Here is a 25012-nt window from a genome sequence, read left to right as displayed (position 1 = left end):
TACTCAATCCTTAGCGGTTATGTGAACCCTAGTTTTAGAATGGCTAATGATTGATTGCAACTTAATACGTTGAATTAATGCAGATAATCTGCATGCTTTAATCGTTTTATCTATTACCTATTACCTAAAGTAAGTGATTGAGCCTACGCTAGCACTGAAATATCGCTGGCTCTTTGTGTGATTCCATTGCTAAAAGTGGGTAGCTACTGAAAGAGTCGATATACACCTTTTGCTTACATAATTGTTCGTACTTCTTGTGGTAACTTAACTGAGCACACTGGTTCCAAACGCTATTTCGAGACTTCGAATACGCTGGGACTTTACCGTTATATTCTGGGAGGGAAGGGCGAATGCAGTGCCCGTTACAACTATGACGCAACTTTTACTGATACTGTTTACCGTGCTGTGTTCGTTTTCGACTCAGGCTGGCGAATCAAATTTTGCTGCGCTGAACCTTACTCAATCTGGGGTTGGCTATGCAGCCCTCGTTATTTTCACCATTGCCTATATCCTAGTCATGGCTGAAGAAAAGATTCATATGCGCAAGTCTAAGCCTGTGCTTGTTGCCGCGGGCCTTGTCTGGATTTTAATCGCGAGCGTCTATCCGAGTGAGCATGCCGGTATTGTTGAATCAGCGTTTCGTCATAACCTTCTCGAATTTGCCGAGCTGATGCTGTTTTTATTAGTGGCGATGACCTACATCAACGCCATGGAAGAGCGGCGACTGTTTGATGCCTTACGCGGTTGGTTGCTTAAAAAAGGCTTCACTTACAGACAACTATTCTGGATAACCGGTGGCTTAGCATTTTTTATATCGCCCATTGCAGACAACTTAACCACGGCGTTGCTGATGTGTGCGGTGGTGATGAAAGTCGCTGAAAACGATAAAAAGTTTGTCGCCCTATGTTGCGTGAGTATTGTAACTGCAGCGAACGCTGGCGGCGCATTTAGCCCCTTCGGCGACATCACTACGCTCATGGTGTGGCAAGCAGGGCAAGTAACCTTCACCGAGTTCCTACGACTCTTTGTGCCCTCGGTGGTTAACTATTTGGTGCCCGCGTTAGTGATGAGTATGTTCATTGAGAACCGCACACCGACCCGAGTTGATACAGACGTAGAATTAAAGCGTGGTGCGCTCCGTATCACCTTCTTATTCCTGCTGACCGTTGCCACGGCGGTGGCGTGCCACATTGTTTTACATTTGCCACCCGTACTGGGCATGATGATGGGGTTGGGTTATCTACAGTTCTTTGGCTACTTCTTGCGCATGACCTTGCCTGGCTCTTTGGCGCGCAAACGTGCAAAGGCCGAGCTGCAAGGTGACAACAAACGGTTGGAGCAACTTGGGAGCGTGGTGCCATTTGATGTATTCAGCAAAGTATCTCGAGCCGAATGGGACACCTTGTTGTTCTTCTACGGCATTGTGTTGTGCGTCGGTGGTCTTGGCTTTATGGGGTATTTGAGTCTGATATCTGAGTCACTTTATGGCAATATGAGTGCAACGGTCGCTAACACAGTGCTAGGTGTGGTCTCGGCTGTGATAGATAACATTCCTGTGATGTATGCCGTACTCTCGATGGAGCCAGAGATGTCCCATGGCCAATGGTTGCTTATCACGTTAACAGCAGGAACAGGCGGTAGCTTATTGTCGATAGGTTCTGCGGCGGGTGTGGCCTTAATGGGGCAAGCCCGCGGTTATTATTCATTCGCTTCGCACCTTAAATGGACACCGGTCATTGCCCTAGGTTATGGCGCAAGTATTGTGACTCATCTGTGGCTGAATAAAGCGGTGTTTTAAGTTCAATGAGCCAAGTACTAGGCTCATTGTTAAATTGAGTTTCTAGGCGAGATTAACCAAGGTTAATCCCATTGATAACGAAGCGTGAACAACACCGTTCTGGGTCTGCCTGGGAAGTAACGATCGCCACTGAAAGAGGTGTAGTCGGCGCGCTCCGCATAGGCTTCATCGGTCAAGTTCTCTATGCGGGCTATGGCTTGCCAGCCTTTAGCAAGCTGCCAGCTGGCCCGCAGGCTAAGCAGATCATGGCCGTCATAGCTGTGTTGATTTTCGGCATCGGTAAAGTAGTCGCTAAGATGGTGCCACTGCAGCGACACTAACAGGTCATCGCTTGGCCGCCAATTGAGGCGACTGTCGGCGATAAGGCGTGGCGCCGTATCAATAATATTACCGCGAATATCTACCTCGCCCAGCGGTTGGCTATGGGTATAGGTGTGCAGGGCGTTGGCTATCGCCAATTGCAGACTCCAGGCGTTGTTAAACTGGTAATCGAGTTCGAGCTCAATCCCTCTGTGCTTGGTTTGACCCTGACTCACGTTAAAAAAGTCGCTGTTACGATAAATCACATTGTCCTTGTGCATCAGATAACCGGACAGGGTAAATTGCCAGTGCTTGTAATCCCCCTTTACACCCAGCTCCAGGCTGTCCAAGGTTTCGCTATCGAGTTCGGCAAGGCTTTGCTGACGTTGTAACTGATACAACTCGGCAGTATGGGGCGCACGATAGCCCTTGGCAAGATTGGCAAAGGTCAACAGTGTGGCGTTAACGCGATAGCTCAGTGCCAGCTTGGGTGACAGATCATCAAAATAGCTCACATCGCTGCCGGGACGAGAATATCGGCACCCGCCCATGGCGCAGGGCGTGCCGTCGTCCTTGGTGCGCCCATCTAGCATGCGGTTACGGTAGTCGTAGCGCTGCCATTCGTAGCGGGCTCCCAGGTTGGCCTGCCAGCTATTGTGGCGATATTGTAAGGCCATAAAGGGAGCATAGCCGGTGGCATAGACGTCGTAATCGTAGTGTTTACCCTGGGGTATGGTGGCCTGTAAAAATGCCGAGCCCGAGGTTGGACTTTCCTGAAACTGCCACATGCTGCCCTGGGTGTATTCGGCATCGAGTCCAGCCTGTAGTCGCCAGCGTTCGTTCAACCGGTGTTGAAGCAGGGTCTGCACGCCGACACCATGCTGGGCATTGTGCTCAAGCGGCTTGCCGGGCAAGAAATGCTTGCGAAAGGTCATGCGTTGATCGCGGGCGTAGGGGGTGATGGCTAGGTCGGTGAGATCACTGTATTGCCACCGCAGCTTTGACCATAAGCGCATGGCGCGATTATCGCGAAAGGCCTCGGGGTTGAGGTTTTGCTGCGTCAGTTCCGGGTCTTTATAGCTTTCAAAACCCTCGATATAACCCGCGGTTTGTTGCTTTAGGTTGGTGTAGCTAAAGCCACTTTGCAGCGTCAGGCTATCGCCGTCATAACGGTGTCTTAGGTTAAACTTTTCCTGATCCACGCTCTCGTCATCGCGATAGCCGGAATCGCGAGTGACGCTGGCGTTAAAGCCTATTCCTTGGGCGCCATAATCCTGGCCGGCGCGCAGTTTTGCGCGTTTATAGCCGTAGGAGCCCATATCAAAGGCGCCGAAACCACCACCCAGGGTTGGGTCCTGGGTGATCACATTAATCACCCCATGCACGGCGTTGCTGCCATACAGCACCGAGCCCGGCCCCTTAAGTACCTCAATGCGCTGGGCCATTTCGCTATGGGCCTCGAACAGTTCGTTGACGTTACAAAAGCCCGGCGCGCGCAACGCAATGCCGTCCTCCAGGGTTAAAATGGCGGCACAGGCGCCGGCGCCGGTATAGACGGGTGAACGTAGTGCCGGTAAATACTCCTGACCATTGCCATGTTGGATATTGGCCCCTGCGATGGTTTGCAGTGCTTTTTCTATATGCGTAGCGCCTAGCTGCGATAACAGGGCATTATTGACCGTACTGATGGACAGGGCATTAATATCATCATCAAAGGCAAAGCGCGAGGCCGTGGTTGTGATACGCTCAACATCCTGCAGTGTATTGTGTTGAGTTGTAGCCTCGGCCTTAAAAGCAAGCTGGCTGGCGAAAATGATGGTGGTGACTGTGACTAAGCGCATGTTAAGACAGAAAAATTTTTTACCAATGTTACTGTCTTAATGGCGCAGGTGCAAAACTATACGTTTGTTGGAGGCAGAGGGGCTCAAAGCCCCTTGGGCTTATAGGTATTGATAAGGAATAATCTCAACCTGTTCGCCCGCCTTCACACCCGAGCTTTGTTCTGTGAGCAGTACATGGCAATTAGCGCGGCTCAAGGCCGACAATATCCCTGAGCCCTGCTTTCCTGCAGACTCAACATACCATTGTCCCTGCGCATCCTGCGTGGCAAAGCCGCGCTGAAACTCTGTGCGCCCAGGTTTTTTACCAAAATCGACTCGAGCGACCGCCGACAATTTTGTATTAACGCCCGGTGGTTGATGAGCCATGGCTTTGAGAAAAGGAATCGCCAGTTGGTCAAACGTAACCGCCGCAGACACCGGGTTGCCTGGTAGACCGATAAAGGCGGCATCGCCGAGTTTGCCAAAGGCAAACGGTTTTCCTGGTTTTATGGCTATTTTCCAAAAATCAATGCTGCCAAGCTCGCTGAGGATTTGTTTGACATAATCTGCATCGCCAACGGAAACGCCTCCTGATGTGATAATAACGTCGGCCGATTCGCTGGCGCACAGGAAGCACTCCCTAATGGTTTGCGGGTCGTCCGCGATAATTCCCATATCAATAACGTGCACGCCTAAATTTACGAGCATGGCATGCAACAGATGGCGGTTTGAGTCGTAAATCTGTCCTTGCCCTAAGCTAGCGCCAGGCTCAACCAACTCGTCTCCCGTGGATATAAGTGCCACGGTAAGAGTTTGAAAGACTAGGGCCGTACCTATGCCTACCGCACTCAAAAGCGCTATATCACGCGTACTTACAAGATGTCCTGCGGGTAATAATTGCTGACCACTGCTAATGTCTTCGCCTTGTTTTCGAATATTGGCGTCTATCGGCGGTGGCGTACAGCATTGAATATGGTCGCCGATACGCTCTACTTTTTCCTGCATGATAACGGCAGAGGTTCCGGCTGGGATTTGTGCCCCGGTCATGATGCGGACTGCTTGCCCCGGCAGTAAGGAAACCTTTGCCGGATGGCCTGCCAGTGAGGTTCCCACAACCTCATAGTTTGTGCCTGGCTGCTGCTCATCAAGGCAGACAGCGTATCCATCCATGGCTGAATTATCATAAGGGGGAATATCATGACTGGAATAGATGGGCTCGGCCAACACCTTGCCTGGCAAGTCTTTCAGTGGCACATGTTCCGTTTTTTGTATGGGCTGGGCGCTCGCCAGCAGCTCAGCAAGCGCTTGCTCGAAAGGCTTTAGTTTCGCAGGGAGCGAATCACAATCACAATGCATAACTACCTCTAACTATTTTGGTCGACCATCCATACGGCGGCTTCAACGCGTGAGCGAAAACTCAGTTTTTTCAGCACATGTTTTACGTGCACTTTGACGGTGCCGTCCGAGATATCTAACTCCCGGGCGATCAGCTTATTACTCATGCCCTTAGCGATCAGCTTAAGTATTTCCAGCTCGCGGCTGGTGAGGCCATCGAGCGGGTTTTCCGATTTCTTATTCGGACGACGCAGTGCTGTTGCAAGTGTTTCTGTGAGGCGTTCAGATATGGCCATGCGCCCGGTAACGGCTTGCTTGATATTAACCACAATATCTTCCGGTTCCATGTCTTTGAGTAGGTAACCGTCGGCGCCATTGGTAATGGCGGCAATGACATCTTCATCATTATCAGAGACAGTCAACATGATAATGCGGGCAGTGACCCCTTGCAGACGCATTTGTTTCACCGTTTCTAAGCCATCGATCCCCTGCATATTGAGGTCGAGGATAATCAAGTCAGGATCATCTTCTAATGCGCCAGAGATAGCGTCTGTGCCGTTGCTGTATTGGCTTATTACCGCTAAATCATCTTCCATTTCGATCAGCTGTTGAAGCCCTTTGCGAAATAATGGGTGGTCGTCCACAAGCATTATGGTTGCTGGGGTATTGCTCACTTGCTGCTCCTGCTTCTGTTGTTCTTGAGTCATGATGGCGAAAAGCCTTCACTAAAAATTTGATTTAAATCATGGTTACTCTACTTTAAATTTTCACTCCTTTGGATGTTATTTATTGAACTACCCACAAAGAGGTAGTTGGGTATCATGGTCGACTGGAGGTGAGCCCAGTAAATACGCTAGGGTCGTGCGGGCGGCATGTTTTGACCTGAAGATAAGTCTGGTCCTATCAGTCATTGTGGGTAGTAATACCTACCGCTTGATATTTATTGTCTGCCTCCTCTTGGCAACGGATAGTGAGCACACTGTTCAAAAACCAAGAGATCTGATTATGAGTGATCTGAAAACGTGGGACCCGGAAAACGAACGTTTTTGGGAGTCCGAAGGTAAAAAAGTCGCGAGTAGAAACCTATGGATTTCTATTCCGAGTCTATTATGTGGCTTCGCTGTTTGGTTATATTGGGGCATCATTACCGTACAAATGCTCAATTTGGGCTTTCCATTTGCGAAGTCGGACTTATTTAGCTTGATGGCGATTGCCGGGTTAACCGGTGCCACATTGCGTATTCCAAGTAGTTTCTTTATTCGCTTATGTGGTGGGCGTTACACCATCTTTTTTACCACCGCCTTGTTAATGATCCCGGCGATAGGCACAGGCTTTGCGCTGCAAGATAAAGATACGCCTCTGTGGGTGTTTCAGGTGCTAGCCTTGCTATCGGGTCTTGGTGGCGGAAACTTTGCTTCCAGTATGTCTAATATCAGTTTCTTTTTCCCGAAGAAGAAGCAGGGCTTAGCGTTGGGACTTAATGCCGGGTTGGGTAACTTTGGCGTGACGACCATGCAAATCCTGGTGCCCTTATTTATGACTTACAGTTTCTTTGGTGGCGACCCAATGACGCTGGTTAATACCTCGGGCACGCTCATCGGTAAAATACCTGCTGGCAGTGATACCTATATTCATAATGCGGGTTATGTGTGGCTGCTATTTTTAGTACCGCTGTTCTTCCTCGGCTGGCTGGGTATGAATAACATAACCACCGAAGAAGTGTCTCCCAACATTGATGGTCCTTTGACTAGTTTTGGCCTGATGACGGTGATGCTGTTAATCGGCTTTGCAACTGCAATATTTGGTTTATGGTTACTCTTGCCTGAAGCGGCAAATGGATCTGGGTTTGATGTTCCGAAAGAAATTGTCTTGGTGCTGGTTGTGGCTTCAACGGTATTTTTACTCAAGGCGCTGCCGGGTCAAATTAGGCAATCTCTGGATCGCCAATACAAAATTTTTAATAACAAACACACCTGGGTGATGAGCGTTATTTACACCATGACCTTTGGTTCATTTATCGGTTTTGCGGCTTCTTTCCCGTTGGCCATTAAAGTGATTTTTGGTTATCAACACGTCATGGTTGATGGCGTAATGACGCATGATACGGTGAACCCTAATGGACCGAGTGCGTTGATGTATGCGTGGATGGGACCTTTTATTGGCGCGCTTATACGTCCTGTTGGTGGCTGGATCTCGGATAAGTTTGGCGGCGCTTTGGTGACTCAAGTGTGTTCAGCTGTCATGGTGGCAAGTGCGTTAGGTGTTGCTTATTACATGAAGCAAGCTTACCAATCTGGAGCGCCTGAAGAGTTCTTTGTGCCTTTCTTTGTCCTGTTTCTTATCTTATTTGCTGCAACGGGTATTGGTAATGGTTCTACCTTCCGCACCATTGCGATGGTTTTCCCGAAAGAGCAGGCAGGTCCTGTACTGGGCTGGACTTCTGCTGTGGCAGCTTATGGCGCTTTCTATATTCCTAAAGTGTTGGGGGAGCAAATTAAAGCAACGACCCCTGAGGTTGCGCTGATTGGATTTGCCGTATTCTACGCGGTTTGCCTGTTGATTAACTGGTGGTTCTATCTGCGCAAAAACGGTGAGTTTTATAACCCTTAGACAGTTTCATCCGCAAGGTGGCAACAGCAGGCCACCGTCATCAAGAGTCCAAGTAGCCTAACAGCACTTGGACTCTTTTTTATGGGCAGTGGTGAGCTAGCCAGAAGTGGAGTCTTTCGACCATTGTTGAGGCTGCTGTGATTTACGCAGATACTCTGGGGTGAATACAAATTTAACCAGTACCCCGCCAGCGATGCCATTACTGATGGTGAGCTCACCATGCAGCGAGTGGCTTCGCTCCATCATTATCGCTGTACCATAATGGTTAAGCTGACTTTGCGCATTGCCCAAGCCGACCCCATTGTCGGTGATGGTCAGTGACACCTGTTTGTCGTCACCTTCCACAAGTTGCAATTCGACGTCGGTGCCTTTGGAGTGATTGAGGGCATTTTGCAGTGCCTCTTTGGCGATCTGCAGTATGTGTATTTCCTCATTGGCACTGAAGGGCACATTGACGCAGTCATAATGTAGTCGAATAGTCATCTCACTGCGCTCTGAGAGCTTCTCTATGGTGCTGACGAGTGCTGAACGCAGTCCGCCGTTGTCAATTTGTAGTCTGAACGTGGTGAGAAGCTCACGCAGTTGCCGATAGGCCGAGCTCAGGCCCTCTTTTAGCTCTGCTATTGGCGCTTCCACTTTTTTGTCTGTTGGCACTTGTGCAAGGCCTTTCTCCAAGCGCGTAACCTGGATTTTCAAGTAGGACAGTGATTGGGCTAACGAGTCGTGCAGTTCTCGGGCAATGATAGAGCGCTCATTCAGTAACGCTATCCGTCTTTGCTGGTCTGCTTGGGTGCTGATGCTTAATGCCAATGCCAATTGATCGGCAAACGTTTGCAGCAGATCGCGTTGCCAATCGGCAATGCTATCGTTTTTGGGCAAACTGACCACTAATACACCGAAGTTAATGTCATTACGCTCTATTGGGTAACGATGCTGCACGGCTTCAATATTATCGTCATAGTGAATACCGCCTTTGAAACAATCGTTACATTTTTTTACTTCACAGGAACTCGGAGTTGTCCTGCTGGGTTGGGTAATTATGTGTTGAAAAGGGGTATTGCCGTCGGCTGTCGCTAAACATAAATCGATATTTTTTAATTCACTCACGGTGCTGAGCTGCTTAGTGACTTCGGCATAGTTGAGCTCGCCACTATGGGACTCGTTAATTTGTTGTGCCACATCATACAGGAGCGCCAAGATATTGTTGTTACGCTTGAGCTGCAGTGTTTTTGATTCAATACGCTTTTCCAAATCGCGGTACATTGCGGCCACGCGATCATTTGCCGCATTGAGTGTTTGCGATAACAGACCGAGTTCATCCTCACGCTCGACCTTGGAGCGTTGGGTTAGGTCGCCACGGGATGAGCTACGAGCCACCAGTGTCAGTTCTTTAAGTGGTTGCGCAATATGTTGGTGAATAGAGTACAGAGAAAGGCAAATTAGCGCCAAGGTGGCGAATAGGGTGATGGTTTGAATGACTCGCAGTAAAGAGAGGCGCTGCTCTAACACACTTTGGTAGCCATTCACTAAGGTGTCTATGGCTTCTACGAAATGTTCTAATTTTGGTAAAAATGGTGCGAGAGTAAAGTTATCCCCGGCATTCAATAGCCTGGGTTTAATTTCCTGTTGCCACTGGCTACTAATGGCCAAATAGTCTTGTTCAAGCTGCTCCTGTTCAAAGCGCGCAAAATCTTTCTTTAATACCGGGTCATTCAATAGCTGTTCGAAGTTCTCTATAAGCACAGCCACTTTTTCACGGCTTTGAGCATCTCCGGTTTGTTGCGCAGTCGCCACCTGTGTGGTGATGCGATAACTCATCATTCGCAAAGAACCAGACAGGTTAATGGCCTTGCCGTCAAACTCACTGAGTTCTGAGGTATACATGGAGGAAAAAATACTCACAAAGGCCATTAAGATGACGCTCACCATCATGGATGTGATTCTAAAAACGACCGAGCGGCTGGCTTTTTTAAACATAAACTTACTCAAAATATGTAACTACCCCATAATATCCAAAAACGCGTATTTTTCGACATATTTTACGCGGACCTCATTGCAGGCGCCCAGTATAGGGGGGTGGGTAAAAAGTGACATACCACCTTGTAGGTAGCGCCCTTTGCCCCGCTTCTCTGGCGCCTAAATGAAATTGATCCATATCAAATTCACTTCCCTTACAGTGCTTAATATTCGCCATAACAAATGCCGTTTTGGGGCCTAGTCACTGCTTCCAAAATATAAGCGCACCATAATGTAGGAGTGAAAAATGAGTCACTTTTTAGATAAGTTGCAGTTTTTTAAAACGCAAAAAACTGCCTTTGCCGGTCAACATGGTGTTACCACCAATGAAGACCGAGAGTGGGAAGATGGATACCGCCGTCGCTGGCAGCACGATAAAATTGTGCGCTCGACACATGGGGTAAACTGTACCGGAAGTTGTAGCTGGAAAATCTATGTCAAAGATGGTTTGGTTACCTGGGAGACACAACAAACAGACTATCCCCGTACTCGTCCTGATTTGCCAAATCATGAACCGCGCGGCTGCCCGCGTGGTGCCAGTTATTCTTGGTATATCTACAGTGCTAACCGTCTTAAACACCCGAAAGTACGTAAGCGTCTGATAAAGTTATGGCGTGCAGCAAGACTGCAACACCAAGATCCGGTTGATGCCTGGGCCTCTATCGTCGAAGACCCAGTAAAAGCGAAAGAATACAAACAACAACGCGGGCTCGGTGGCTTTATCCGTGCCGACTGGCAAGAAGTAAATGATATTATTGCTGCGGCCAATATCTATACCACAAAGAAATACGGTCCCGACCGTGTGGTTGGTTTCTCGCCCATTCCGGCCATGTCGATGGTGTCTTATGCTGCGGGTGCGCGTTACTTATCTCTGCTTGGTGGTCACTGTCTCAGCTTCTATGATTGGTACTGCGATTTACCGCCGGCTTCACCGCAAATTTGGGGGGAGCAGACCGACGTTCCTGAATCTGCTGACTGGTATAACTCAAACTATATTCTGGCCTGGGGCTCGAACGTGCCGCAAACCCGTACTCCCGATGCCCACTTCCTCACCGAAGTGCGTTATAAGGGTACCAAGGTGGTATCTATCACCTCCGATTACTCGGAGCTGTCAAAGTTAACCGATCACTGGCTAGCACCAAAACAAGGCACTGACTCGGCACTAGCCATGGCCTTCGCCCATGTCATTTTGAAAGAGTTTCATGTCGATGGTCACAGCGACTACTTTGACGACTATGTGCGTCGCTATACCGACTTCCCCATGCTGGTCCTGCTTGACAAAACCGACGGGAACGATTTTGGACGCGACAGCGAAGCGAAAGCGGCCCGCGAAGCGGGTGAGTCCCAGGGAAGGGGCGAGCAGCAAGGCGCAACGCTTTATAACCAGGGCCGCTTCCTGCGAGCCTCGGATCTGGCCGATGACTTGGGTCAGGACAATAACCCGGAATGGAAAACCATAGCCGTGAATCAAAACAGCGGCGAACTGGTTTCACCAACCGGCTCCGTGGGATATCGCTGGGGCGAAAAGGGCAAGTGGAACATTAAGCAGCTTGATGGTGCCACGGGTGAAGAAGTGAAACTGCAAACCAGCCTTAAGCATGGTCACGATGAAGTTGTTGCGGTGAATTTCCCTTACTTCGGTGGCGGTGAACATGAGTTCGGTTACTTCCAACACACCGACCATGACGACATTATCGCCCGTAAGGTGCCGGCTAAACGTATTCAACTCAAAGACGGCAGCACGGTATTGGTGACCACGGTATTCGATTTAACCGTGGCTAACTACGGTGTTGATAACGGCTATGATGATGCCAACGTGGCGCATAGTTACGACGATGACATCCCTTACACGCCGGCCTGGCAGGAGCAAATTACCGGGGTACCGCGCGCCGATGTGATTCAGATCGCTCGCGAGTTTGCGCAAAATGCTGACAAGACCCGAGGTCGTTCGATGATCATCGTGGGGGCGGCGTTGAACCACTGGTATCACATGGATATGAACTACCGTGGCCTGATCAACATGCTGATGCTATGCGGTTGTGTCGGTCAATCAGGTGGTGGCTGGGCCCACTATGTCGGTCAGGAAAAGCTCCGTCCGCAAACTGGTTGGCAGCCGCTGGCGTTTGGCCTGGATTGGCAAAAGCCACCACGCCATATGAACGGGACCTCCTTCTTCTATAACCACTCGAACCAATGGCGCTACGAAAAACTGCGCATGGACGAAGTGATTTCGCCGGTCGCCAACAAGGAAAAATGGCAGGGTTCGATCATCGATTACAACGTCCGTGCCGAAAAGATGGGTTGGCTGCCCTCGGCTCCACAACTGAGCATGAACCCGCTTGAGCTGTGTAAAGCCGCCAAAGAAAAGGGGGTCAGCGCTAAGGACTACGCGATTGAGGGGCTTAAATCGGGTGAGCTGAAATTTGCCTGTGAAGATCCGGATAACCCGCAAAACTTCCCACGTAATATGTTTATCTGGCGCTCTAACCTGCTGGGTTCATCCGGTAAGGGCCACGAATACATGTTGCGTCACCTACTGGGCACCAAGCATGGCCTGATGAGCAAAGACTTAGGCGAAAGCGGTGAAGTGAAACCTGAAGACGTGGTGTGGAATGATGAGGCGGCCGAAGGCAAGCTAGACTTACTTGTGACCTTAGATTTCCGTATGTCTACCACCTGTTTGTATTCGGACATCGTGTTACCGACCGCAACCTGGTATGAAAAAGACGATATGAATACCTCAGACATGCACCCCTTTATCCACCCCTTGTCGAAAGCCATCGACCCGGTGTGGGAAGCGCGTTCAGACTGGGATATCTTCAAAGGGATCGCCAAGAATGTATCTAAATTAGCGGTAGGTCACCTGGGCAAAGAAGAAGATCTGGTTACTGTGCCAATTCTGCACGATACACCGGCTGAAATTGCCCAGCCGTTTGGAGTTAAACAATGGTGGAAGGGCGAGTGTGACCTAATACCAGGCAAAACGGCGCCGAATATGGTCACTGTGATACGTGATTACCCTAATTTATATGATCGCTTTACCAGCCTAGGTCCATTGCTCGAAGAGCAAGGCAACGGCGGTAAAGGCATTAGCTGGGATACCAAGGATGAGGTGAAATTTCTCGGCCAGTTGAACCGCTTATCGCGCTCGACCGGTGATGCCAGCGGTCGTCCGCGGATTGAATCCGCTATCGATGCCGCCGAGGTGATCCTGTCACTGGCGCCGGAAACCAATGGTCAGGTTGCAGTCAAGGCTTGGGAGGCGCTCGGTGAGTTTACCGGTATCGACCATACCCATCTGGCCAAGCCGAAGGAAGAAGAGAAAATCCGCTTCCGCGACATTCAGGCCCAGCCTCGTAAGATCATCTCCTCTCCAACCTGGTCGGGTCTTGAAGATGAGCACGTATCTTACAACGCCGGTTACACCAATGTGCACGAGCTGATCCCATGGCGCACCGTGACCGGTCGTCAGCAGTTCTACCAGGATCACGAGTGGATGCGCGATTTCGGTGAAACCATGTGCGTGTATAAGCCGCCCATTAACCTGAAAACCGTTAAGCCGATCATGAACAAGAAGCCGAACGGTAATAAGGAAATCGCCCTGAACTGGATCACGCCGCACCAGAAGTGGGGTATCCACAGCACCTATTCGGATAACTTGTTAATGCTGACCTTGTCGCGAGGCGGTCCAATTGTGTGGATGTCTGAGATAGACGCCGAGAAGGCGGGCATCGTCGATAATGACTGGATCGAGGTGTTCAACGTCAATGGCGCAATAGCTGCTCGCGCGGTGGTATCGCAACGTGTCCCAGAGGGCATGAGCATGATGTATCACGCCCAAGAGCGCATTGTTAACGTGCCGGGAGCGGAAACCACGCAAACCCGTGGCGGTATCCATAACTCGGTGACCAGAGCGGTGATGAAGCCAACCCATATGATCGGTGGCTACGCGCAACAATCTTACGGCTTTAACTACTACGGCACAGTTGGTTGCAACCGTGATGAATTTGTCGTGGTAAGAAAAATGAACAAAGTCGATTGGCTAGACACCGAATAAGGGGCGTAGAGATGAAAGTAAGAGCACAAATAGGCATGGTGTTAAACCTCGACAAATGTATCGGTTGTCACACCTGCTCAATCACTTGTAAAAACGTATGGACCTCACGTGAAGGGGTGGAATACGCATGGTTTAACAATGTTGAAAGTAAACCAGGCGTTGGTTACCCCAAAGAATGGGAGAACCAAGAAAAGTGGAATGGCGGTTGGCAGCGTCATAAAAATGGCAAAATCACGCCCAAACAAGGGTCAAAACACCGGGTGCTGGCGAACATTTTCGCCAACCCGGACTTGCCGGAAATAGACGACTACTACGAGCCGTTCGACTTCGACTATCAACACCTTCATAAGGCAGGAGAAAGCAAGCATCAACCGGTTGCCCGTCCACGCAGCCTGATCTCGGGCCAACGCATGGAGAAGATCAACTGGGGTCCAAACTGGGAAGAAATCCTGGGTACCGAGTTTAAGAATCGTCGTAAAGATAAAAACTTCGATCAAATTCAGGCGGACATTTATGGCCAGTTCGAAAAGACCTTCATGATGTATCTGCCGCGCCTGTGTGAGCACTGCTTAAATCCAGCTTGTGTGGCCTCGTGTCCAAGCGGCGCTATCTATAAGCGTGAAGAAGATGGCATTGTGCTAATCGACCAGGATAAGTGTCGCGGTTGGCGTATGTGCGTCAGTGGCTGTCCGTACAAGAAGATCTACTACAACTGGAAAACCGGCAAATCGGAAAAGTGTATCTTCTGTTACCCACGTATTGAGAGCGGCCAACCCACCGTATGTGCAGAGACCTGTGTTGGTCGTATCCGTTACCTCGGTGTGATGCTTTACGATGCTGAGCGCATTGAAGAGGCGGCCAGTGTCGAGAACGAGCAAGACTTGTATCAGGCTCAGTGCGATATCTTCCTTGACCCGAACGACCCTGAGGTTCAGGAAGCGGCCCGTAAGGAAGGCATTCCCCAGGCCTGGTTGGATGCGGCTATCGACTCACCGGTTTATAAAATGGCAATGGATTGGAAAGTGGCACTGCCACTGCACCCAGAATACCGTACCTTGCCTATGGTTTGGTATATCCCGCCATTGAGTCCAATTCAAAGTGCTGCACAACAGGGCAGTGTGGGCATGAACGGGGTGATTCCCGACCTCAAGTCGCTGCGTATACCGGTTAAATACCTGGCTAACCTATTAACGGCAGGTGACGAACAGCCGGTGATACATGCGCTTGAACGCATGCTTGCAATGCGCGCTTACAAGCGTTCGGAGCAGGTGGATGGAGAACTTGATCTCGAGGTGCTCAAACAAGTTGGCTTGTCCCAGGCTCAGGTAGAAGACATGTACCACATTATGGCGCTTGCAAACTATGAGGATCGCTTTGTGATCCCCACCAGTCATAAGGCTTATGCCGAAGATGCTTATGATATGAAGAGCAGTTGTGGTTTTAGTTTTGGTAACGGCTGTAGTGGCGGTAGTTCAGGTGTGAACTTATTTGGTGGCCAAAAGCAGGGTGAGCGCCAAATCATCCCAATCGAAGTACAGGATTAACATCATGATATTAAAAATTCTTTCTCGATTAATCGATTACCCAAATGGTGCGCTCAACGCGCACCAAGAGGAGCTGTTAGCTGAGGTTGCAGCGCAAGAGGGCTTTGATAATGAATTCAAAACCGCCTTGAGTGCCTTTATCGAACGGCGTCTAACCATGGACCTGCTTGATTGGCAGGCCGAGTATGATGGTTTATTCGAACGTGGCCGCTCTTTGTCACTGTTGTTGTTCGAGCATGTTCATGGTGAGTCCCGTGACCGAGGTCAAGCCATGGTTGAACTTATGGAGCAATATAAAGCCGCTGGCTTGAATATTTCTGTAAGAGAGCTGCCCGATTATATCCCCTTGTATTTGGAGTTTGTCGCGACTCAGCCGGTTCAGGAACAGGCCCATTGGTTGGCCGACGTGGCTCATATACTGGCGCTTCTGGCAGCCCGCTTGAAAAAACGTGATAACGATTATCACCTTGTTTTTTTAGCCTTGTTGAAGTTAGCCCAGGCCGATGTGTCTATCGATGATGTATTAGCTCAAATTGATAACGAAAAGCGTGATGACAGCCGCGAAGCCATCGACAAAGTATGGGAAGAAGAGGCTGTTAGCTTTGGGGGCGATGCCGTCAATGGGGGGTGTCCTACCAATCAGCACAAACCATCTTCGCTGCAAGACCGCAGCAGTGAATTACCTATTAACTTTGTCGATGCGGCGGCGTCTGGTGCGCAGTCCAAGTCGGTTGGGAGTCCATTATGAGTTACTTAAACACTTTACTCTTTGGTATTTATCCTTATCTTGCCTTAGCCATTTTCTTGCTCGGGTGTTTAGTTCGCTATGACCGTGAGCAATACACGTGGAAAACGAGCTCGAGTCAATTATTGGAAAGCAAGCAGCTGAAAAAAGGCTCTAAAGCGTTCCACATTGGCGTCATTATGATCTTGCTGGGTCACTTTGTGGGCTTATTAACACCGCATCAGGTGTGGGATTTTCTGGGCGTGACCGCCGCATTTAAGCAAAAAGTAGCCATGACCCTAGGGGGAGTATTCGGCATTATTTGTTTTTATGGGTTGACCATTCTACTTAAGCGTCGTTTAACGAATCCACGGATTCGTGCAACCAGCTCAAATATGGATATTTTGATTTTAGTCTCCTTATATATCCAGTTGATCCTGGGTTTGGTGAGCATCTTGTTTTCTTTTGCCCACCTCGATGGCTCGGAGATGCTGAAAATGATGGCCTGGGCGCAAAATATAGTGACCTTTGACCTGACCGCAGCCAGTGCAGCCATTGCCAGTGTTGGCTTTATCTATAAGGCACACATCTTCTTTGGTTTAACCTTACTGGTGTTATTCCCATTCAGTCGTTTGGTGCATATTTGGAGTCTTCCTGGGCGTTATTTGCGTCGAAACTACCAAGTTGTAAGACAAAAAGGTTAACAGCATTGAACCGGGGTTACCCCGGTTCCACACCCGGAGGAAGTAGAGATGAGTCTTACCAACACCCCTGACGTCTACGTCAACGATATTAAAATTCCCGCCAGTGACATTGACGGTGAGGTGCAGTACCACCCCGCAGCTTCACGTCGAGATGCGATGATTAAGGCGACCGAAGCATTAGTGTTCAGCGAACTGTTGCGCCAGCGCGCAATGACCTTAGAGCTGATCGATAAAGAGCAAAAAGTTTGTCCCGATGCCGTCATAGAGCAGTTGATTGATATCGAAGTCGTGACTCCAAAGGCCGGAGAACAAGAGTGTGAACGCTACTTTGAGGTCAACCGCGACAAGTTTTGCACTTCGCCTCTTGTGGAAGTGAAGCACATTCTCATTAGTTCAGATCCAGAAGACTTACAGCAACGGGAGCAGTCTAAAGAGCTGGCGCAGACTCTTATTGCGCAATTAGCAGAAAGTGACAACGGATTTGCAGATCTGGCACGGCAGCACTCAGATTGCCCATCCAAAGAGCAAGGCGGTAACTTAGGCCAGGTGAGTTCGGGGCAAACGGTCCCTGAGTTTGAAAAGGCCTTGTTTAAAGCCAGCGAAGGTTTGATCCATTACCCGGTGGAGTCGCGCTATGGTCATCACGTGGTGTTTGTCGCCCGTAAAGTGGAAGGCAAGGCATTGCCCTATACCATGGTGAAAGATGAAATTGCGGCTTACCTGGATGAAAAGGTGCAGCACAAAGCCATTGCTCAATACATTCAGCACCTGGCCGATGAAGCTCAAATCAAAGGGTTTAACTTTGTCGCCAACGACAGTCCGTTGATGCAGTAACAGGGGAGGGGGTATGTGTCATTTGGCTGACTTATATGATAACAATCGTCTTTGGGCTGCTGATAAAAAGGCTCAGGACCCCCTGTTTTTCGAACGCTTAGCGGCGCAACAAACTCCTAAATACCTGTGGATAGGTTGTGCTGATTCACGGGTGCCAGCCAATGAAATTGTCGGCTTAGCTCCGGGTGAACTCTTTGTGCATCGCAACATCGCTAATCTGGTGCATCCCATGGACTATAACTGTATGTCGGTGGTGCAATATGCGGTAGAGGTGCTGAAAGTTGAGCACATTATTGTTACGGGCCATTATGGTTGTGGTGGAGTGCAAGCGGCGATGGACACCAAAGAGCATGGTTTGGTCGACAGCTGGTTAAGATCAATCAAGGATATCTACTATACGCATTATCAAGAATTACAGGCGCTGCGCTTTCGTGATCAGAGGCTTAACCGGTTGTGCGAACTCAATGTTATGGCCCAAGTGGTCAACCTAGCAAAAAGCAAATCCATACTTCATGCCTGGCAGCGTGGTCAAAAAGTGAGTATACACGGCGCCATCTATAGTATTTGTGATGGCTTGCTCAAGGACTTAAATGTGACCATTGCCAATGCCACTACGCTGTCAGAATTGTATAACTTGCAGCCCACAGAGCGAGGGCAGCGACCGGATATTCGTCCATCCCTTTGCTGTTCTTTAGAAGCCAATGACTAACCCATTTTCGGCACGATGGACTGCGCAAGGGCATACTTTGTGTCTAGGGCATTGGCAAATCAGCTATCAAGGTTTGCCATTAACACTCGCCGACATACAAGGGGAACGGGATATGGGCACATGGGGAGTCTATGATCCCATTTTTGACGATGATCCCGAGTTTAGCGAGGGTTTACAGGAAGATGACTGGATTTTGGCCAATATAGACTGGCTCAGTGAGCTCTTTATTACCCATCATATCCCCATCGATGAGCAGCATATGCGTTGGTTCTACCAAGCCGTCGACGCCGAGGATTGGCGTTGCGGCAGCTGTGGTGGTTGTATGTAGTTACTACCCACTTTCCATCTTCGTTTCTACCCACTAAGAGGAATAGCTTAGAGCGAGTCAGCGGTTACACTGGCTTAAATAAAATCATTCGAGAACCAACATGATTAGTCAGTTTAGTGATCTACTTAGCTATGCCAAGGAACAGCCCGATCCGCAGCGGCTGTTATTCTTATTTGCCAAAGCGGAGCAAAGTAACAAAAGCAAAAAAAATGCCCGAGGAACCCTCACGCCAACCATGTGTGTCGATAAACTGCCGAGTGAAATCGAGGATTTTTCGTCATTATGCCAAGAGGCTGATGGTATTTCTGCGCAGTGGGACTTTATGCTCATCGCCAGCCTCAGCGGCGTATTAGGAAAAGCCCCGAGCAGTGAAGATGCCGAGCCTTATTTAAATAAAATGACCAATGATCTGGTCAGTGGACAAAATATTGCTAATTATGTGATTTTTGATCGCCAGCAAAATCCGATCGAAATGCATGCTAACTAGCCCGTAAATCATCTCTCCTAAGTCCCTAGTAGCAAAACCGTGTGATGCTGGTTTTGCTCACCGTTAAGCCAGCTCTTGCTGGCTTTTTATTTACTGGCGGTGTGTCTTCAGTAAAGCGCTTTTTTGCATCCCTCTGAGCTCGCGTCTTTCAGCGATATCAGCGTTTTCTCTGTAAGACGCTGTCCAAGTATAAAGCCTTCTCATAGTTCAGAGGACGCTTGCCGCTTTTTTAAGCCGCTAATGACAGAAGGAATAGTGCGCTCTTACAGCCTTTAGCTTGCCGGCAACCTTAATGCAGTTGCTGGGATTACACCCATCCGGTGATGTTTGTACTCGGTCTGCCCGGCGTAGGATTTCTTCATAGGGTGGGTTCATCGTCGTCCTAAAAGCCCAATTCTATCAAGAACATAAAATTGAAGTGTGAACCTAAGTTGTATCTAAATTGAACACTGACAAAATGCTTGCTTGCGCTAGGCTTTTTAATGGGCAGAAAATTTCAAAGAGAGATACAAAATGAACAAGATCATTCATACCTTAGCCGTCTGGGGAGTGTTCATCATTACACTCAGCCTGACAAGTACCGCGGCCAAGGCCGCAAATGAAGAGCAAGCGGCGACACTTTACCAACGCCTTGGGGGACTGGCGCCTATTTCTGTGGTAGTCAGTGATTTTATCGATGCCTTAATGCCTGATCAGGTGCTTAATGCCAACCCGGCCATAGATGAAGCGAGAAATCGCGTGCCGGCGCCTTATCTTAAGTATCACGTCACCGCCATGGTATGCGAGGTTACCGGTGGGCCTTGCAAATACCAGGGGCGTAGTATGAAAACAGCCCATGCCCATTTGAATATTACCGACAAGGAATGGGCACGCATGGTTGAGGTTTTTAAGGAGATTCTTGCCAAACATAAGGTGCCTGAGGCAGAGGGAAATGAACTGTTGGCGATCATTGGCACCACTAAGGCGGATATAGTCGCTGCAGTGCCCTAAGCGACAGAGGCTCGACTCCAATAGATGGGGTCGTTCATTAACCACAGGAATAAAAAGGGGGAAGTGAGGCTTCCCCCTTTTTAGTATGTTTTGTTCCTAACTACAGTGGAACCTCGTTCGTTTAGTTCTTCACTTCTCATAATTTCAGCACCAGCCTACCCCCTATTGAGTATTGTTTAATCGCCGCGCGAGACTATATATTGTGTTAAATAAAATAAAAAACACAATATATAGTATGTTTAACGTATTTTATCCCCAGGTGGTCTTTCAAGAGGTGCCAGATGAAGTGTCTTTGGCCTTCACCGTTAGTGGATGCCCAATAGGGTGCAAGGGTTGTCACAGTAAAGCGACGTGGAATGCAGACGATGGCACGCCACTGAGTGAAGATCGCTTTAACGAACTGCTATTAAAGTATCAGGGGCTGATTACCTGCGTACTGTTTTTTGGTGGCGAATGGCATCCGCAAACACTCTTTCGCATGTTAAAAATTGCGCGTGCTCAGGGCCTTAAAACCTGTCTCTATACCGGGGCTGATAATATTGGTGAGCAGCTTAAGTCGGTACTTACTTACCTTAAAACGGGTCCCTGGAAAGCGGCGCTAGGGGGACTAGATAGCCCAACAACCAACCAACGCTTTATTGATTTGCGTTCACATCAATCTCTCAACTATAGATTTATAAGGACCTGATAATGAAAAAGTTACCCGCAGAGTTAATTGACGAAAAACTGGCCTTTATCGCGCGTTATTGCAGCGCAGCCAACGCCGCCGATGGTTCGGCCCTCGATAGTAATGCCAATGTGACCAGTAAAAATATTGCTACCTTAGAGGCGGAAACCTGCAAAGATTACGTTATTCAGATAAATCGAGCCGCTATCACACACAAAATCGCGAACTTGTTTGATGCACAATTGGCTAAGGAATATGTCAGGCAGATAGAAGAGCATGAAATTTATGTCCATGACGAAACCAGTCTTAAACCCTACTGTGCATCCATTACCTTATACCCGTTTCTGCTCGATGGTTTAACCAAGCTCGGTGGTGAGTCTCGGGCACCTAAACATCTCGCTTCTTTTTGTGGTTCCTTTATAAACCTGGTATTTGCGGTCAGCGCTCAGTTTGCTGGTGCCATTGCGACGGTCGAGTTTTTAACTTATTTCGACTATTTCGCCCGTAAGGATCTGGGCGATGAATATCTACAAACCCACACCAAGGAGATAGCCAACCATTTACAGCATGTCGTTTATGCACTAAACCAGCCAGCTGCGGCACGGGGCTATCAAAGTGTATTTTGGAATATCTCCTTATATGATGAGGGTTATTTTAATGCCCTGTTTGCCCATTTTGTTTTTCCTGATGGCAGCGCCCCTGTTTGGCAGTCAGTTGAAAAGTTACAGCGTTATTTCATGAGTTGGTTCAATCAGGAGCGTGAGAAAGCCATTTTGACCTTTCCGGTGATCACCGCGGCGATGCTAACGCACGAAGGGCAAGTCAGAGATCAAGCGTTTAAAGCATTTTGTGCCGAGCAGCTGGCGGCTGGTAATGGCTTCTTTATTTATCAATCCGATAACCCAGATTCTCTTGCTTCATGTTGTCGTTTACGCAATGAAATCAACGACAATACGTTTTCCTACACCTTAGGCGCCGGTGGTATTTCTACGGGCTCTATCAATGTTATTACCCTTAATATGAACCGACTGATACAAGATGGGCGAGAATTGTCCGTTGAGGTAGAAAAAATTCATAAGTATCAGGTGGCTTATCGTAGCGTGATGCAAGACTACCTTGAGAGCCATATGCTAAGTGTCTATGACGCTGGTTTCATTAGTATGGATAAGCAATATTTGACCATAGGGATAAATGGCATGGTTGAAGCGGCAGAAGCCCAGGGCTTGCAAGTGGGTAACAATGAGCAATATAAGTCCTTTGTTCGCCAGCAATTGCAGGTGATTTACGAGGCTAATCGCGCGGCCAGTAAAGAGTATGGTTATTTATTCAATACCGAGTTTGTGCCAGCAGAAAACTTGGGAGTGAAAAATGCAAAATGGGACCGTAACGATGGTTATAGCGTTCCCCGTGATTGCTATAACTCGTATTTCTATGTGGTCGAAGATGATGAGCTTAATCATTTGGATAAGTTTATTTTGCATGGCCAAGAAATGGTGCAATATCTTGACGGTGGTTCGGCATTGCACCTAAATCTAGCGGAGCGTCTGAGTATTGAGCAGTACGCCAAGCTGCTCGATATCTCTGCACGCACAGGCTGTAACTACTTCTGTGTGAATGTGAAATGCACTATTTGCAACAGCTGCGAATATATAGATAAAGACACGCGTTATAGCTGTAAACAATGCGGCAGTCAGGACATTGATCATGGCACTCGGGTTATCGGTTATTTAAAGCGTGTTTCAGCCTTTTCTAAAGGAAGGCGTGAAGAGCACAGCCGCCGTCATTATCATCTTGGCTAGCTCCTCATTCGTAACAGGGGCCTAGCCCCTGTTCATAGCTGGGTGATCTGTAGAAACAAAGCGGCTTTTTCTTCCTCACTACTGCGTTGGTCCAGCATTGGATACAGTACCTGTTCTTCTTTGTCGTTATGTTCACTTAATAACGACTCGAGGCGGTGCAACAGTGGCGCTATGGGTTGCTGATGCTCCAGTTGCTCACTTATCTGGCTATTAAGCGCAACGATTTCTTGATGCTCTATGGTCATTACCCTTGTTGGTCCTTGATTCATCCCTGTTTTTTGTTCAAAAAATGGAAATAACACGCTTTCTTCCCAGCGAATATGCTGCTCTAAGCCTTGTCTAAAGGCATGAAAATATGCGCTAGCCTGCCTTGTGCCCTGTTGAGCTATAAACTGGTTGTACAGCGCATCAAGACGTTTGTGATCTGCTTCGAAATAAAAGCTAATTAACTGTGTCATAGGTCAAATCCATATTTTTCTAATAGATTGCAATGGCTCTGGCTCAGCCAATGCAGCGGTTTAGGTAAGTTTTGCGGGTCTAGGTTTTCCAGGCAGGACTTAATTTCTAAGCCAAGCTCGGTATCACCGGCGATAGCCAAACGACGATTAAAGAACAATTGGTCCGGGTCGGCTCTGCCTGCACTTAATCGGATAAAGTCATTAAGTTGGCCTTTAAATTCAACGTCGAAGTGTGGCCCTTCAATGATTTTTAACGACCCTTGAATCAAGCCTATGTACCAACAATGGTGTAAATCCGTGACTTCTAACCTCAAAATGCGCCCGGCAAGAAACTCAAGCTCGCCGGTGCCCAACTCCTCTCGGAAAACATAGTTAAGCACTTGTTGTAAAGGGGCTTTTTGCACCACATTTGGCATGGCTGCCAGTAGTTTACTGCCCATAATAGGTAGTATAGCTAAGCCATTTTTAATACTGCTTTCTAGGTAGTTTTTCATTCGTTAACCTCTTATAAATCAATGTCTTATTTTATTTTTTTTATTCTAAAAGGTGTTAATCCAAATCAACATAAGGGCAGTTTCTTGGTTGATAATTAGGTTTGCCGTTATGGGTTGGGATCCGGGGCGTAAAAAGTGGCATTAAAGGGGATGCAGGACCATCTAGGTGTGCTGCATGATAAGGGAGTGCGCCTATAGCTAATACACAATGGGTAAGCTAAACATGGGCATTGGCGATGAATAGGTAGAGACCGCGCAAGCTTAATCTAGATCAAGCTTTGACAGGGTCAGGCCTTTATTCTGGGCGTTACTTTATGTTGATAAGCACGGAGTTAAGACATGGAATTATTGTGCCCTGCCGGCAGCTATAAATCATTGCAAGCGGCGGTCGATAATGGCGCCGATGCGGTTTATATTGGTTTCAAAGATCAAACCAACGCACGCCATTTTGCGGGCCTTAATTTTTCGCCCAAGCAATTAGAGATGGGGGTTGAATATATTCGTCGTCATCAACGACGATTACACATTGCTATTAATACGTTCGCTCATCCTGATAAAACACGGTTATGGCAAGCCGCGATCGATCGCGCCGTAGAGCTCGGTGCCGATGTGCTCATCGTGGCCGACTTGGCCATGTTGGAATACTGCTCCACTCGTTACCCTGAAGTGGAACTGCATGCCTCTGTGCAGGTTTCGGCGACCAACCTGGGGGCGATAGCATTACTTAAAGATAGTTTTAATGTGTCGCGAGTGGTGTTGCCCCGGGTGCTATCCATTCACCAAATTAGACAGCTAGCGCGGCACTGTCCCGTCGAGCTGGAAGTTTTTGCCTACGGCAGCCTCTGTATTATGGCCGAAGGGCGCTGTTATCTATCATCCTACCTGACCGGCGAGTCCCCTAATACCGCGGGTGCCTGTTCTCCGGCACGCTTCGTTGAATACAGGGACAGTGAATCCGTTCTGGAAACCCGCTTGAACGACATTGTTATTGACCGTTTTTCGCCACAGGAGAAGGCGGGGTATCCAACCCTTTGTAAAGGTCGCTTTGCTGTTGCTGGTAATCAATATCATGTGCTCGAAGAACCCACGAGTTTGAACAGTATGGAATTGCTGCCCGAGCTTATGGCGTTAGGGATTAGTGCCATCAAAATAGAGGGTCGTCAACGCAGTCCAACCTATGTCGCAGATGTAACCAGAACCTGGCGTCAAGCTATTGATGCTTGCCGTAGCGATGCAAAACATTTTTCACCCAGCGAGCAAGCACAACGGTGTTTGCAAAAATACTCTGAAGGCAGCCAAACAACCTTGGGTGCATATCATAAAAAATGGAAATAGGAG

At 48.5% G+C, this 25012-nt stretch carries 20 protein-coding genes; 14 read left to right on the top strand and 6 right to left on the bottom strand.

Annotation, left to right across the window (positions count from 1 at the left end; genetic code table 11):
- Positions 1–370 precede the first annotated feature (370 nt).
- Positions 371–1798, top strand: coding sequence for a sodium:proton antiporter NhaD (gene nhaD / locus KD147_RS09855; protein WP_105188843.1), 1428 nt, complete (start codon positions 371–373; stop codon positions 1796–1798).
- A gap of 62 nt (positions 1799–1860) precedes the next feature.
- Here the strand turns inward: nhaD and KD147_RS09850 are convergent, their stop codons facing one another.
- The 3 genes from KD147_RS09850 to narL form a co-directional block, all read right to left on the bottom strand.
- Positions 1861–3939, bottom strand: coding sequence for a TonB-dependent receptor (locus KD147_RS09850; protein ID WP_212547698.1), 2079 nt, complete (start codon positions 3937–3939; stop codon positions 1861–1863).
- Between the two features lie 99 nt (positions 3940–4038).
- The gene (gene moeA / locus KD147_RS09845; protein ID WP_212547697.1) at positions 4039–5274 is read right to left on the bottom strand and encodes a molybdopterin molybdotransferase MoeA; all 1236 of its coding nucleotides are present in this window, start codon (positions 5272–5274) and stop codon (positions 4039–4041) included.
- A gap of 8 nt (positions 5275–5282) precedes the next feature.
- Positions 5283–5960: a two-component system response regulator NarL gene (gene narL, locus KD147_RS09840; protein ID WP_249319104.1), complete on the bottom strand. Its 678-nt coding sequence runs from the start codon at positions 5958–5960 to the stop codon at positions 5283–5285.
- Positions 5961–6258: 298 nt separating this feature from the next.
- Here narL and KD147_RS09835 point away from each other — a divergent pair, with 298 nt between their 5' ends.
- Positions 6259–7863, top strand: coding sequence for an MFS transporter (locus tag KD147_RS09835; protein ID WP_233998365.1), 1605 nt, complete (start codon positions 6259–6261; stop codon positions 7861–7863).
- Between the two features lie 96 nt (positions 7864–7959).
- Here the strand turns inward: KD147_RS09835 and KD147_RS09830 are convergent, their stop codons facing one another.
- Positions 7960–9840, bottom strand: a complete 1881-nt coding sequence (locus tag KD147_RS09830; RefSeq protein ID WP_212547696.1) for a histidine kinase — start codon at positions 9838–9840, stop codon at positions 7960–7962.
- Between the two features lie 286 nt (positions 9841–10126).
- Between KD147_RS09830 and KD147_RS09825 the strand changes: the two genes are divergently transcribed.
- From KD147_RS09825 to nrdD, 11 genes are all read left to right on the top strand, one after another.
- A complete protein-coding gene (locus KD147_RS09825; protein ID WP_212547695.1) occupies positions 10127–13936 on the top strand; it encodes a nitrate reductase subunit alpha in 3810 nt (1269 codons plus the stop codon).
- 11 nt (positions 13937–13947) lie between these two features.
- Positions 13948–15480, top strand: a complete 1533-nt coding sequence (narH, locus tag KD147_RS09820; protein ID WP_105188837.1) for a nitrate reductase subunit beta — start codon at positions 13948–13950, stop codon at positions 15478–15480.
- Positions 15481–15484: 4 nt separating this feature from the next.
- Entirely contained in the window at positions 15485–16228 is a 744-nt protein-coding gene (narJ, locus tag KD147_RS09815) for a nitrate reductase molybdenum cofactor assembly chaperone (RefSeq protein WP_105188836.1), read from the top strand.
- Positions 16225–16908: a respiratory nitrate reductase subunit gamma gene (narI, locus tag KD147_RS09810; RefSeq protein WP_105188835.1), complete on the top strand. Its 684-nt coding sequence runs from the start codon at positions 16225–16227 to the stop codon at positions 16906–16908. Before narJ ends, narI begins: the two co-directional genes overlap by 4 nt.
- Positions 16909–16956: 48 nt before the next feature.
- Positions 16957–17742: a peptidylprolyl isomerase gene (locus tag KD147_RS09805; protein ID WP_212547694.1), complete on the top strand. Its 786-nt coding sequence runs from the start codon at positions 16957–16959 to the stop codon at positions 17740–17742.
- Positions 17743–17755: 13 nt separating this feature from the next.
- Positions 17756–18451, top strand: coding sequence for a carbonate dehydratase (can, locus tag KD147_RS09800; RefSeq protein WP_105254325.1), 696 nt, complete (start codon positions 17756–17758; stop codon positions 18449–18451).
- On the top strand, positions 18444–18779 hold the full coding sequence (locus KD147_RS09795; RefSeq protein WP_105188832.1) for a PM0253 family protein: 336 nt from the start codon (positions 18444–18446) through the stop codon (positions 18777–18779). Before can ends, KD147_RS09795 begins: the two co-directional genes overlap by 8 nt.
- 100 nt (positions 18780–18879) lie before the next feature.
- On the top strand, positions 18880–19266 hold the full coding sequence (locus KD147_RS09790) for a ribonucleotide reductase subunit alpha (RefSeq protein ID WP_105188831.1): 387 nt from the start codon (positions 18880–18882) through the stop codon (positions 19264–19266).
- Positions 19267–19779: 513 nt separating this feature from the next.
- Positions 19780–20256 carry a group I truncated hemoglobin gene (locus KD147_RS09785; protein ID WP_105188830.1) on the top strand — a complete coding sequence of 159 codons (477 nt, stop codon included), beginning with the start codon at positions 19780–19782 and terminating at the stop codon, positions 20254–20256.
- A 235-nt stretch (positions 20257–20491) separates the two neighbouring features.
- Positions 20492–20944 carry an anaerobic ribonucleoside-triphosphate reductase activating protein gene (gene nrdG / locus KD147_RS09780; protein WP_105188829.1) on the top strand — a complete coding sequence of 151 codons (453 nt, stop codon included), beginning with the start codon at positions 20492–20494 and terminating at the stop codon, positions 20942–20944.
- A 2-nt stretch (positions 20945–20946) separates the two neighbouring features.
- Positions 20947–22722 (top strand): anaerobic ribonucleoside-triphosphate reductase, encoded by a 1776-nt coding sequence (gene nrdD, locus KD147_RS09775; RefSeq protein WP_105254326.1) that lies wholly within the window; start codon positions 20947–20949, stop codon positions 22720–22722.
- A gap of 32 nt (positions 22723–22754) precedes the next feature.
- On the opposite strand, the gene KD147_RS09770 is transcribed toward nrdD, so the two are convergent.
- Together KD147_RS09770 and ubiT are read right to left on the bottom strand one after the other, a co-directional pair.
- Positions 22755–23180 carry a hemerythrin domain-containing protein gene (locus KD147_RS09770; protein WP_105188827.1) on the bottom strand — a complete coding sequence of 142 codons (426 nt, stop codon included), beginning with the start codon at positions 23178–23180 and terminating at the stop codon, positions 22755–22757.
- Positions 23177–23674 (bottom strand): ubiquinone anaerobic biosynthesis accessory factor UbiT, encoded by a 498-nt coding sequence (gene ubiT / locus KD147_RS09765; RefSeq protein WP_212547693.1) that lies wholly within the window; start codon positions 23672–23674, stop codon positions 23177–23179. Before ubiT ends, KD147_RS09770 begins: the two co-directional genes overlap by 4 nt.
- Before the next feature lie 339 nt (positions 23675–24013).
- On the opposite strand from ubiT, the gene ubiU reads away from it, so the two are divergent.
- Positions 24014–25009 carry a ubiquinone anaerobic biosynthesis protein UbiU gene (ubiU, locus tag KD147_RS09760; protein ID WP_212547692.1) on the top strand — a complete coding sequence of 332 codons (996 nt, stop codon included), beginning with the start codon at positions 24014–24016 and terminating at the stop codon, positions 25007–25009.
- Positions 25010–25012 lie beyond the last annotated feature (3 nt).

Source organism: Pseudoalteromonas sp. BDTF-M6, from assembly GCF_018334135.1.
Lineage (GTDB): Bacteria > Pseudomonadota > Gammaproteobacteria > Enterobacterales > Alteromonadaceae > Pseudoalteromonas.
Note: the sequence above shows the minus strand (reverse complement) of the source record. Positions and strands in the feature narration are given on the sequence as shown.

What these genes read in the sequence shown, in the direction of transcription:
- nhaD (WP_105188843.1), top strand. Translation starts at nt 371, where the DNA reads ATGACGCAACTTTTACTGATACTGTTTACCGTGCTGTGTTCGTTTTCG.
- KD147_RS09850 (WP_212547698.1), bottom strand. Translation starts at nt 3,939, where the DNA reads ATGCGCTTAGTCACAGTCACCACCATCATTTTCGCCAGCCAGCTTGCT.
- moeA (WP_212547697.1), bottom strand. Translation starts at nt 5,274, where the DNA reads ATGCATTGTGATTGTGATTCGCTCCCTGCGAAACTAAAGCCTTTCGAG.
- narL (WP_249319104.1), bottom strand. Translation starts at nt 5,960, where the DNA reads ATGACTCAAGAACAACAGAAGCAGGAGCAGCAAGTGAGCAATACCCCA.
- KD147_RS09835 (WP_233998365.1), top strand. Translation starts at nt 6,259, where the DNA reads ATGAGTGATCTGAAAACGTGGGACCCGGAAAACGAACGTTTTTGGGAG.
- KD147_RS09830 (WP_212547696.1), bottom strand. Translation starts at nt 9,840, where the DNA reads ATGTTTAAAAAAGCCAGCCGCTCGGTCGTTTTTAGAATCACATCCATG.
- KD147_RS09825 (WP_212547695.1), top strand. Translation starts at nt 10,127, where the DNA reads ATGAGTCACTTTTTAGATAAGTTGCAGTTTTTTAAAACGCAAAAAACT.
- narH (WP_105188837.1), top strand. Translation starts at nt 13,948, where the DNA reads ATGAAAGTAAGAGCACAAATAGGCATGGTGTTAAACCTCGACAAATGT.
- narJ (WP_105188836.1), top strand. Translation starts at nt 15,485, where the DNA reads ATGATATTAAAAATTCTTTCTCGATTAATCGATTACCCAAATGGTGCG.
- narI (WP_105188835.1), top strand. Translation starts at nt 16,225, where the DNA reads ATGAGTTACTTAAACACTTTACTCTTTGGTATTTATCCTTATCTTGCC.
- KD147_RS09805 (WP_212547694.1), top strand. Translation starts at nt 16,957, where the DNA reads ATGAGTCTTACCAACACCCCTGACGTCTACGTCAACGATATTAAAATT.
- can (WP_105254325.1), top strand. Translation starts at nt 17,756, where the DNA reads ATGTGTCATTTGGCTGACTTATATGATAACAATCGTCTTTGGGCTGCT.
- KD147_RS09795 (WP_105188832.1), top strand. Translation starts at nt 18,444, where the DNA reads ATGACTAACCCATTTTCGGCACGATGGACTGCGCAAGGGCATACTTTG.
- KD147_RS09790 (WP_105188831.1), top strand. Translation starts at nt 18,880, where the DNA reads ATGATTAGTCAGTTTAGTGATCTACTTAGCTATGCCAAGGAACAGCCC.
- KD147_RS09785 (WP_105188830.1), top strand. Translation starts at nt 19,780, where the DNA reads ATGAACAAGATCATTCATACCTTAGCCGTCTGGGGAGTGTTCATCATT.
- nrdG (WP_105188829.1), top strand. Translation starts at nt 20,492, where the DNA reads ATGTTTAACGTATTTTATCCCCAGGTGGTCTTTCAAGAGGTGCCAGAT.
- nrdD (WP_105254326.1), top strand. Translation starts at nt 20,947, where the DNA reads ATGAAAAAGTTACCCGCAGAGTTAATTGACGAAAAACTGGCCTTTATC.
- KD147_RS09770 (WP_105188827.1), bottom strand. Translation starts at nt 23,180, where the DNA reads ATGACACAGTTAATTAGCTTTTATTTCGAAGCAGATCACAAACGTCTT.
- ubiT (WP_212547693.1), bottom strand. Translation starts at nt 23,674, where the DNA reads ATGAAAAACTACCTAGAAAGCAGTATTAAAAATGGCTTAGCTATACTA.
- ubiU (WP_212547692.1), top strand. Translation starts at nt 24,014, where the DNA reads ATGGAATTATTGTGCCCTGCCGGCAGCTATAAATCATTGCAAGCGGCG.